Here is a 4,485-nt window from a genome sequence, read left to right as displayed (position 1 = left end):
GCCAACAACATAGCCAATCTCCTGCGCCAGGGCTCGATGATCGCCATCATGGCGGTCGGCCAGACCTTCGTCATCATCACCGGCGGCATCGATCTGTCGGTCGGCGCCGTGGTCGGCTTCGCCACCGTGGTCGTGGCCATGATGATCAATGCCGGCTTCCCCATCTGGCTCGCCATTCTGGTGACGCTGCTGGTCGGTGTCGCCATCGGCATGTTCCACGGCTTCGGTATCGTCAAGATGGGCCTGCCGCCCTTCATCATCACGCTGGCGACGTTGACCTCGCTGCGCGGCATCGGCCTTTTGATGACCAACGGCAATTCGATCAACATCAACAGCGACACCTTCACCGCCTTCTCGCGCAATTCCTTCATCGGCATCCCCAACCTGTTCTGGATGGTGATCCTGGTCGGCATTCCGGCCTATATCTTCCTGCACCACAGCCGCTGGGGCAGATACCTGTTTTCGGTCGGCTCCAACGCCGAGGCCTCGCGCCTGTCCGGCGTCAATGTCCAGCGCACCATCTACATGGCCTACACGCTGTCGGGCCTGTGCGCCGCCTTTGTCGGCGTGCTGCTGGCCGCCCGCATCGGCATCGGCAACCCGACGCAGGCCGAGGGCTGGGAACTGCAGGCGATCGCGTCGTCGGTCATCGGCGGCACCTCGCTGTTCGGCGCCGTCGGCTCGGTGCATGGGCCGCTGCTCGGCGCCTTCATCCTGGCCACCATCAACAACGGCGCCAACCTGCTCAACGTCAATTCGTTCTGGCAGCGCATCATCACCGGCGCGCTGATCATCATCATCGTCTACTTCGACGGCCTGCGCCGCCGCGGCAAGTAGCGACCCCGCAATCAACCGCCGGTCCGCCACACCAACGGGCCGGCGATTTCATGACTGGATTAGCGCATGAAAGCCGTCCTCTGCCGTTCGCCCGGCGATCTTGTCCTTGAAGACCGGCCCGCACCCGAGGCACCGCCTCCCGGCTGGGCGCTGGTGGCGGTCAGCCATGTCGGCATCTGCGGCACCGACTACCACATTTTCGAGGGCAAGCACCCGTTCCTCGCCTATCCCCGCATCATGGGTCATGAGGTCTCGGGTACCGTGATGGAGACCGGCGAAGGCGTCGAACTGGCCATTGGTGAGCCCGTCGTCGTCAACCCCTATCTTTCCTGCGGCAAGTGCATCGCCTGCCGGCACGGCAAGCCCAATTGCTGTGTCAGGATCGAGGTGCTTGGCGTGCATCGCGACGGCGCCATGTGCGAACGCATCCTGGTGCCGGCGCAAAATCTCTATCCGGCCAACGGCCTTTCGCTGGCCGACGCCGCTGCCGTCGAGTTCCTGGCCATCGGCGCGCATGCCGTGCGGCGCGCCCGCGCCGACCCCGGCGCCCACACGCTGGTCATCGGCGCCGGCCCGATCGGGCTCGGCACCGCCATCTTCGCCCGCATCGCCGGGCTCGACGTGACGCTGCTCGACATGAGCAGTGAAAGGCTCGCCTTCGCTGGAAACGAGCTTGGTTTCCAGACCCTAGACGGCTCGCGCGGCGCGGTGCCCGATCTGATCAGGGAAGCGACATCAGGCGAAGGCTTCGATGTGGTCTTCGACGCCACCGGCAACACCCAGTCGGTGCAGTCGGCCTTCGCCCATGTCGCGCATGGCGGAACGCTGGTGCTGGTCTCCGTCGTCAAGGACGACATCAGCTTTTCCGATCCGGAATTCCACAAGCGCGAGATGACGCTGATCGGCAGCCGCAACGCGCTGCGCGCCGACTTCGACCATGTCGCCGCCTCGATCCGCAACGGGGCCGTACCACTGGCCAAGCTCGTCACACACCGCACCACACTCGCCGCCACGCCGCGCGATCTGGCTCGTTGGGCGCATGAGAAATCCGGCCTGATCAAGGCTGTGATCGAGGTGGGGTTATAACATGGCAGGCGGCGAAGCCGGTCCTCAAATGCGCCGCCGCTGGCAAGTGAATGCGGCCGAGCTGGGCCGGGCACTCCCTACAGCGCCGACAGCTTCAGCTCCACCCGTTCGGCCGGAAAGCGCGACTCGGAAAACTGGATCGGCTGGCCGTCCGGCGTGACGTTGACGGCAACCGTGACCAGCACGATGGCGCCCGGCTGCAGGTCGAGGTCGGCAAGGTCCGCCGCATCGGCATGGCGCGCCGACAGCACGGTCGATTGCCTGAGATAGTCGTCTATGCCGAACCGCGCCAGCGATGCGGTGATCGAGCCTGTTTCCCCCATCGCGGCATCGATGCCGGCAAAGCGCCGGGCCTCGAACCAGCCGGCAGCGCGCGACACCGGCCGTCCGTCGGCTTCGCCGCGCGTTTCCAACCGGATCACATCGGCTCCCTTGGGAAGACCCAGTCCCTCGGCGACGCGCTGGCTGGCCGGCTCGACCGACGAGGCGAGCAGGACGATGTGCCGTTCCGTCGTTTGCCCTTGCAGCCCTGTCGAAAAACGTGTGCGCGCCCCGATCGGATAGGACAGCCGCTTGCGCGACAGTACGAAGGTGCCGCGCCCCTGCTCGGCCCGCAGCACGCCTTCCCTTACAAGGGCTGATATGGCGTTGCGCACCGTGTGACGGTTGACGCCATAGCGTTCTGCCAGCGCCACCTCCGGCGGCAGCGCTGCATTCTCCGTGAAATCGCCGATGGCGATCGCATGTAGGATCTTGTCGGCGATCTGCCGCCACAGCGAAACGCCACTGCGCCGCTCGATGCTGTCCGCTAACAGCCGCCCGACCATCATTGCCCCAACCTTCCAGCGCCCAGTCTTCTATCGCTGTCATCCACCCGTCATGGACACGCGTTAGATAATAGATATAATTTGTATAGTTGTCTACATCAATAGACAAATTAACAAAGAGGAATGCTGCTGATGCGAGGACAGGAAGCCCGCGACCAGGCCGAGCGCAAAGCCGCCATGGCAACCCTTACGCAATCCAGCGGCGATGACATCGTACGGCTCTGGAATGAGGCCGGACTGCCTTCGGACGCCGAGCTGTTGCGCGGCCCCGAAACCGGCCTTGTCACCCTGCGCGGCCGCATCGGCGGCGGCGGCGCCCCTTTCAATGTCGGCGAGGCGACCGTCACCCGCGCCACGGTCAGGCTACCCACCGGACAGGTCGGCCATTGCTATGCGCTTGGCCGCGACAAGCAGAAGGCGAAGCTGGCGGCTATCGCCGACGCCCTATGGCAGGACCCTGCCCGCCGCAATGAGGTCGAGACCGGACTGATAGCGCCTCTGCGGTCGGCTCTGACCTTGGCGCACGAAAAACGCCGCGCCGAGACGGCGGCAACGAAGGTCGATTTCTTCACCATGGTTCGCGGAGAAGACTGATGGACATTGCAGCGCAATCGATCGAGGGCGGGTTCGCCGATCCGGTCTTCAACGCCCAGACCGTGTTCCGCGCCGTGATGGACGCAATGGCTCGGCCGGGCAGCGTGCAACCGCTGCCGGCCTTCGCCCGCCCGCCGGTGCCGCTCTCGGCTACCGCCGGCGCCATCGCACTGGCGCTGTGCGACAATGACACGCCGCTCTGGCTCGACCCGGCTTTGCAGGCCTCCACCGCGATCAGATCGTGGCTTGGGTTCCATACCGGCGCGCCATTGGCCAACACACCGGCCGATGCGCATTTCGCCTTGGTCGCAGCACCTGCCGAGATGATGGCGCTCGATGGCTTTTCGCAGGGCACGCAGGATTATCCCGACCGCTCGACCACGCTGATCCTGCAGGTCAGCGATCTGGTCTCCGGCACGCCGCTATTGCTCGAAGGTCCCGGCATCGAAACCAGCGCCACGATCGCGCCGGCGCAGATGCCACGCCATTTCGTCGAGCAGTGGAAGCAGAATATCAAGCGCTTTCCGCGCGGCGTCGACATCATCCTCGCCACATCAGGCGGCATCGCCTGCCTACCGCGCACGACGCGCATCAAGACGATGGAGGCGTAAGATGTATGTCGCGGTAAAAGGTGGCGAAGCGGCAATCGCCAACGCCCACAGCCTGCTGGCCGACCGCCGGCGTGGCGACCGTTCGGTGCCCGCCCTTCGTCTCGACCAGATCGTCGAGCAGCTGGCGCTCGGCGTCGACCGGGTGATGAGCGAAGGCTCGCTCTATGATCGTGAACTGGCCGCGCTCGCCATCGTCCAGGCGCGCGGCGACATGATCGAGGCGATCTTCCTGGTGCGCGCCTACCGCACCACGCTGCCGCGCTTCGGCTACTCCAGGCCCATCGACACCGCCAACATGCTGGTCGAGCGGCGCGTCTCGGCGACCTACAAGGATCTGCCCGGCGGCCAGTTGCTCGGACCGACCTTCGACTACACCCACCGGCTGCTCGATCCCGAGCTTGCCGCCGGCGCCGATGTCGCCGAGCCCTTGCTGCGCGACACGGAAGCGCAAGCCATGCCGCGCGTCTCGGCGATCCTCGCCCGCGAAGGCTTGATCGAACCGGATGGCGACATGCCGCAGGATCATGTCC

General features: G+C 65.5%; 6 protein-coding genes. 5 read left to right on the top strand and 1 reads right to left on the bottom strand.

Annotated elements, in window-relative coordinates:
* Window positions 1-837, top strand: an 837-nt coding sequence (locus tag ENZ75_RS22265; protein WP_164887926.1) for an ABC transporter permease, incomplete at its 5' end; no start/stop codon positions are given.
* 66 nt (window positions 838-903) lie between these two features.
* On the top strand, window positions 904-1,923 hold the full coding sequence (locus ENZ75_RS22260; protein ID WP_063169032.1) for a zinc-binding alcohol dehydrogenase family protein: 1,020 nt from the start codon (window positions 904-906) through the stop codon (window positions 1,921-1,923).
* Window positions 1,924-2,000: 77 nt separating this feature from the next.
* Here the strand turns inward: ENZ75_RS22260 and phnF are convergent, their stop codons facing one another.
* Window positions 2,001-2,750 (bottom strand): phosphonate metabolism transcriptional regulator PhnF, encoded by a 750-nt coding sequence (phnF, locus tag ENZ75_RS22255; RefSeq protein ID WP_063170337.1) that lies wholly within the window; start codon window positions 2,748-2,750, stop codon window positions 2,001-2,003.
* 132 nt (window positions 2,751-2,882) lie between these two features.
* Here phnF and phnG point away from each other — a divergent pair, with 132 nt between their 5' ends.
* The 3 genes from phnG to ENZ75_RS22240 form a co-directional block, all read left to right on the top strand.
* Window positions 2,883-3,344 (top strand): phosphonate C-P lyase system protein PhnG, encoded by a 462-nt coding sequence (phnG, locus tag ENZ75_RS22250; protein WP_063170338.1) that lies wholly within the window; start codon window positions 2,883-2,885, stop codon window positions 3,342-3,344.
* A complete protein-coding gene (phnH, locus tag ENZ75_RS22245) occupies window positions 3,344-3,955 on the top strand; it encodes a phosphonate C-P lyase system protein PhnH (protein WP_063169033.1) in 612 nt (203 codons plus the stop codon). Before phnG ends, phnH begins: the two co-directional genes overlap by 1 nt.
* A 1-nt stretch (window position 3,956) precedes the next feature.
* Window positions 3,957-4,485: carbon-phosphorus lyase complex subunit PhnI (locus tag ENZ75_RS22240; protein WP_206617078.1), on the top strand; the 529-nt coding region annotated here is incomplete at its 3' end.

This window comes from Mesorhizobium sp. M7A.F.Ca.CA.002.04.1.1 (genome assembly GCF_004022805.1).
Taxonomy (GTDB): domain Bacteria; phylum Pseudomonadota; class Alphaproteobacteria; order Rhizobiales; family Rhizobiaceae; genus Mesorhizobium; species Mesorhizobium ciceri.
The sequence above is the reverse complement of the archived record's forward strand: the minus strand, read 5'-3'. Positions and strand labels throughout refer to the sequence as shown.

Coding starts and splice junctions, on each gene's coding strand:
- ENZ75_RS22260 (WP_063169032.1), top strand. CDS start 904: ATGAAAGCCGTCCTCTGCCGTTCGCCCGGCGATCTTGTCCTTGAAGAC.
- phnF (WP_063170337.1), bottom strand. CDS start 2,750: ATGGTCGGGCGGCTGTTAGCGGACAGCATCGAGCGGCGCAGTGGCGTT.
- phnG (WP_063170338.1), top strand. CDS start 2,883: ATGCGAGGACAGGAAGCCCGCGACCAGGCCGAGCGCAAAGCCGCCATG.
- phnH (WP_063169033.1), top strand. CDS start 3,344: ATGGACATTGCAGCGCAATCGATCGAGGGCGGGTTCGCCGATCCGGTC.